This window comes from uncultured Shewanella sp. (assembly GCF_947491715.1).
Taxonomy (GTDB): domain Bacteria; phylum Pseudomonadota; class Gammaproteobacteria; order Enterobacterales; family Shewanellaceae; genus Shewanella.
This window is the reverse complement of sequence record NZ_CANLKR010000107.1, coordinates 1-704: the sequence shown is the minus strand read 5'-3', so window position 1 is coordinate 704 and position 704 is coordinate 1. Positions and strand designations below refer to the sequence as shown.

1 protein-coding gene is annotated in these 704 nt (G+C 42.5%); it reads left to right on the top strand.

Annotation, left to right across the window (positions count from 1 at the left end):
* A partial coding sequence (locus Q0779_RS23705; protein WP_298776723.1) for an AMP-binding protein occupies positions 1-704 on the top strand: 704 nt, incomplete at both ends.

Here is a 704-nt window from a genome sequence, read left to right as displayed (position 1 = left end):
AATGGCGAGCAATCTAGCGATAACCTTGTTCCCGTCAGTGGCCCTGCTGATTTAGCCTATGTGATTTACACCTCCGGTACCACAGGGCAACCTAAAGGCGTGATGATAGAGCATGGTGTCTTTGCTTACTTTATTAAAGCTGCGAGTATGAGTATCTCTGAGTCTCCTCTTTCATTTTTGAGTTTGACTCAGTATACCTTTGATATATTTGGATTGGAGTATGCTCCCCCTTTAACCACTGGCGGTCAATTAGTTTTATCAGACATTGACTCAGCGGAGCATGAACTGATGCGGTATCATAAGCAAATTAACTGTATTCAGCTGACGCCTTCTATGTGGCAGGCATTGCTATCGACGGCACCAATAACGTTTGATGTTTCTCATATTCAAGTGTTAGTAGGTGGCGAGCGAGGTTCATCAGAGCTTTATGTGCAGCTAGTAAAACACTTCAGTCATATTCAACAAGTTTATGGTCCGACTGAAAGTTGTATTTGGAGTACATATTCGAATTATCAATTAGGACGAGAAAATATAATAGGGAAGCCATATCCTAATGAAAAGTTATATATATTAGATAAAAGCCATCACTTACTGCCTATCGGCAGCTCTGGTGAGCTTTACATCGGCGGTGCAGGGCTGGCTCGCGGGTATGTAAACCAAGATGCATTAACCGCTGAGTGTTTTATTGATAATCCGTTCGCGAC